Source organism: Intrasporangium sp. (assembly GCF_032907665.1).
GTDB lineage: Bacteria > Actinomycetota > Actinomycetes > Actinomycetales > Dermatophilaceae > Intrasporangium.
On record NZ_JAJJPG010000221.1, the window covers coordinates 1 to 3,688 of the forward strand.

Here is a 3,688-nt window from a genome sequence, read left to right on the forward strand (position 1 = left end):
ACGGCGACCCGCTCGCCGATCTGCTCGGCCGAGAGGTGCTCGTCGGCGAGGTCCGCGGCGTCGACGACACGCAGCACGGCCCGCCTGGCTGGGGTGATTCGCTCGCCCAGCTCGCGAAGGCGTTCGAGGGCTGCTCCGACGTGGTCACCTTCGTGGTTCCCGTTCACCCGGCCATTATCGGGCGAGGTCGTGACGCTGCCCGCCTCGGCCGCTTCGGGAGGGTGCGGTGGCGTGGTGCCGGTTCAGGTCGTCTGTGCCGCGACCTCGCCCTGTTGCAGGATCCGGATGTGGTTTCCGAAGGGATCGCGAAGGCCCATGTCGGTGCCGTAGAAGTGCTCAGTGGGCTCCTGCGTGAAGTCTGTGACGCCGCGCTCGCGGAGCTCGCCGTAGAGCGCATGGGCGTCGTCGGTGATGAAGACGAGGCCGCTGAGTGCCCCCTTGCCGATGAGCTCGCGCAGACGTTCGGCGGTCGCTTCGTCGTGCAGCGGCGGACCGGGCTGTTCCAGTGAGATCTCGGTGGGGTCGTCGCCGGGAACCCGCACGGTGAGCCAGCGATAGTCGCCCTGTCGCACGTCGTTGCCCTTCTCGAGCCCAAGCGTGTTGACGTAGAAGTCGAGTGCCTCGTCCTTGTCCAGGACGTAGATCGAGGCGACGTTCAGCCTGGTGATCACAGCTTCCTCCTGTGCCGTTTCCGAAGGTGATGACTCGAGCGTAGGAAGCCGTTGGGCACGGTGGCTTCTCCACATCTGATCAATGTGCAGCCAGTGGGGCGGCTCGGCCCGCGGGAAGGGACGCCTCGCGGATGGCACACTGCTCCTCGTGCGTGCTCTCACGAAGCTGACCCCCGGACCCGGCCTCGAGCTCGTCGACCGCCCCGAGCCGGAGTGCGGCCCGGGCGACGTGAAGATCCGCGTCCTGCGCGCTGGTCTGTGCGGCACCGACCTGCACCTGCAGGAGTGGGACGACTGGGCCGCCGCGACGGTGCAGACGCCCCTCGTCATCGGGCACGAGTTCTACGGCGAGGTCGTCGAGATCGGCGAGGACGTCGACCACGTCTCCGTCGGCGACCGTGCCTCAGGCGAAGGCCACATCGTCTGCGGGGTGTGCCGCAACTGCAGGGCGGGCCGACGCCACCTGTGCATCCGCACCAAGGGCGTCGGCGTCAACCGCGACGGCGCCTTCGCCGACTACGTCGTCATCCCGGCGAGCAACGTCTGGGTGCAGCCGCCCGAGCTCGACCCCGACCTCGCTGCCGCCTTCGACCCGCTCGGCAACGCGACGCACACGGCGCTCCAGTGGCCGATGGTCGGCGAGGACGTCGTCATCACGGGGGCCGGACCGATCGGCGTCATGGCCGCGGCCATCGCCCGCCACGCGGGGGCTCGCTACGTCGTCGTGTCGGACACGAGCGACTACCGGCTGCGCCTCGCGGAGGCCGCCGGCGCCGACCTCACGATCAACGTCACGCGGGAGAGCCTCGCCGACGCGCAGCACCGGCTGGGGATGAAGGAGGGCTTCGACATCGCCCTGGAGATGTCCGGTGCGGCGCCCGCGGTGAGCGACCTCATCACGAACATGAACCACGGCGGCCGGATCGCCCTGCTCGGCCTGCCCCACGAGCCCTACGAGCTCGACTGGGGGAAGGTCATCACCCACATGCTCACGCTCAAGGGCATCTATGGCCGGGAGATGTTCGACACCTGGTACGCCATGTCCCAGATGATCGCGACCTCGGAGACCTTCCGCGCCGCCGTCACTCAGGTGATCACGCACCGCTTCCCCGCCGAGCAGTGGGAGCAGGCCTTCGACACCGCACGCTCCGGACAGTGCGGGAAGGTCGTCCTCGATTGGAGCTGAGCCATGGCAGATCCCCGGCCGCTCGTGCTGCTGCACGGACTGGGCCAGTCACCCATCGTCTGGCAGGATTTCGTCTCCGCGATGGGGGCGAGCCGGCCCATGCACGCGCCGTGGATGGCCGGCCTGCGACCGAAGGACCCGGTCGGCTTCGACCTCGGCACAGCTGCGGCAGGCCTGGTCGACGAGCTCGAGCTGCAGGGGATCCCGCAGGCCGATGTCCTCGGCGTCTCGGTCGGGGCATCGGTTGCGATGCACCTGGCCGTCGAGCGACCTGACCTCGTGGGGCGGCTCGTCCTGGCCGGGCCGATCGTTCGCCCCTCCGCCGGGGCGCTGCGCATGCAGAAGCTCGCCCTGCGGCTCATGCCGGAGAGCCGGCTCGTCGACCTCGGGGTGTCACGCCCACGGATGCTTGCCGTCTTCGATGCCCTTCGCGCCTTCGACGGCGTCGACGCGCTCGGGCGGATCGCGGCCCCCACCCTCGTCGTCGCCGGCAGCCGTGACCGGGCGGGCATCGTGGCGGCCCGCCAGGTCCTCAGCGCCGTCCCGGGCGCCCGGCTCGAGACCGTCGAGGGGGGTGGCTCCCTGCTCAACGTCGACCAACCCCGCGCGCTCGCCGAGGTGACGCGGGCGTTCCTGGAGGCGGAGTCATGACTGGCCAGACCCGTCCCGACCAGCTCGCCGGGTACCAGGTCAACGCCAACGACCTCGTTGCGTTCCTCGTCGAGCTGGTCGCCTTCGTCCTCATCGGGACCTGGGGCTACCGGGCGGGTGGACCGGCTTGGGCCAAGGTCGGCCTCGCGATCGGTCTCGTCCTGCTCGCGGCTACCGCTTGGGGGATGTTCGCGGCGCCGCGGGCCCGGTTCCGGATCCCCTGGGTGACGCTCCTCGTCAAGGTCGTCGTGCTCGGCGCCGCCGTGGCAGCCGGCTTCACGATCCTGCCCCTGGCCTGGGCCGTGGCCTTCGCGGCGGTGGTGGTGCTGAACCTCCTGCTCCTCTACGTCGGGCCCTTCGCCCGCCACGGGTGATGGCAACTGGACGGCGCTCCTCGTGGGAGCGCCGTCCGAGGTTGGTTCGTGTGCGCCGGTCAGGGATGCACCTGGCCGCCCGGGTTGGCGATGTCGGGGCAGGGGAGGGCGGCGCCAGGGGGGAAGGCAACAACCCCGTTCGAGGCGTCTGAGACGATCCCGGGCGACGCCGCGTTGCAGTGCGCCTGCGCCCAGGCCTTGCTGATGGGTCCTGACACGACCGGCTCCTCGTGGGCCGGCGGCTGCACGACCTGGCCGTGCGCACCGGCCGGACCGCCTGCGGCGACGGTGATGGCGATGCCGGTGAGCAGGGCGGTGATGGTCCGGCGGGTCATGATGCGCTCCGCTCCACGTGGAAGGTCACGTCGACGTCGTTCGGCTCGGAGAGGGCGAGGTAGATCGGGCACCGTGCGAGCCACGCGGTCTTGAGGGCCTCGATGTTCGCGTCCGGGCTGGACGAGGTGATGGTCACGTCCATGCCGATCGTGAGGAGTCGGGGGTCGACCCCGTCGACGCCGACGAGGCCGGCGATGTCCGTGGTGCACCGCGCCTCGGCGCTGAGGTCGTCGAGGACGACGTCGAACTCCGGTGCCAGGGTGTCGTTGACGAACGCGACGGCGCACGCCGCGAGCGCCCCGAGCAGGTAGGCGGTCGGGCTGGGGGCCTGGTTGCCGCCGCCGACGACGGGCGGGAGGTCGACGTCCCAGTTGAACGGACCGGACGACACGCGGGCCCGCCCGTTGGCCAGGGCGGCGATGGCCTTGGGGGCCACCTTGCCGGAGTCGGGGTTGTCGATGAAGCCCGCC

Annotated in this window: 6 protein-coding genes; 3 read left to right on the forward strand and 3 right to left on the reverse strand. The window is 70.7% G+C overall.

All coding sequences use genetic code 11. The features are described 5' to 3' along the window. Positions 1 to 242 precede the first annotated feature (242 nt). Positions 243 to 671, reverse strand: a complete 429-nt coding sequence (locus LOY02_RS18465) for a VOC family protein (protein ID WP_317183831.1) — start codon at positions 669 to 671, stop codon at positions 243 to 245. 148 nt (positions 672 to 819) lie between these two features. Here LOY02_RS18465 and tdh point away from each other — a divergent pair, with 148 nt between their 5' ends. Genes tdh through LOY02_RS18480 form a run of 3 tightly spaced genes read left to right on the forward strand, consistent with a single transcriptional unit; the run spans position 820 to position 2,882 of the window. Beyond that, the gene (gene tdh / locus LOY02_RS18470; RefSeq protein WP_317183832.1) at positions 820 to 1,857 is read left to right on the forward strand and encodes an L-threonine 3-dehydrogenase; all 1,038 of its coding nucleotides are present in this window, start codon (positions 820 to 822) and stop codon (positions 1,855 to 1,857) included. Between the two features lie 3 nt (positions 1,858 to 1,860). Then, positions 1,861 to 2,508, forward strand: coding sequence for an alpha/beta hydrolase (locus LOY02_RS18475; RefSeq protein ID WP_317183833.1), 648 nt, complete (start codon positions 1,861 to 1,863; stop codon positions 2,506 to 2,508). Then, complete coding sequence (locus LOY02_RS18480; protein WP_317183834.1) at positions 2,505 to 2,882, forward strand: YrdB family protein; 378 nt, start codon at positions 2,505 to 2,507, stop codon at positions 2,880 to 2,882. The genes LOY02_RS18475 and LOY02_RS18480 overlap by 4 nt, the downstream gene beginning before the upstream one ends. Positions 2,883 to 2,941: 59 nt before the next feature. Here LOY02_RS18480 and LOY02_RS18485 read toward each other — a convergent pair whose 3' ends face one another. Next, positions 2,942 to 3,217: a hypothetical protein gene (locus tag LOY02_RS18485; protein ID WP_317183835.1), complete on the reverse strand. Its 276-nt coding sequence runs from the start codon at positions 3,215 to 3,217 to the stop codon at positions 2,942 to 2,944. Continuing rightward, positions 3,214 to 3,688: OsmC family protein (locus LOY02_RS18490; protein ID WP_317183836.1), on the reverse strand; the 475-nt coding region annotated here is incomplete at its 5' end. The genes LOY02_RS18485 and LOY02_RS18490, both read right to left, overlap by 4 nt.

Bases quoted from the DNA above. Each gene is read 5' to 3' on its own strand.
- LOY02_RS18475 (WP_317183833.1), top strand. From the start codon at position 1,861: ATGGCAGATCCCCGGCCGCTCGTGCTGCTGCACGGACTGGGCCAGTCA.
- LOY02_RS18480 (WP_317183834.1), top strand. From the start codon at position 2,505: ATGACTGGCCAGACCCGTCCCGACCAGCTCGCCGGGTACCAGGTCAAC.
- LOY02_RS18485 (WP_317183835.1), bottom strand. From the start codon at position 3,217: ATGACCCGCCGGACCATCACCGCCCTGCTCACCGGCATCGCCATCACC.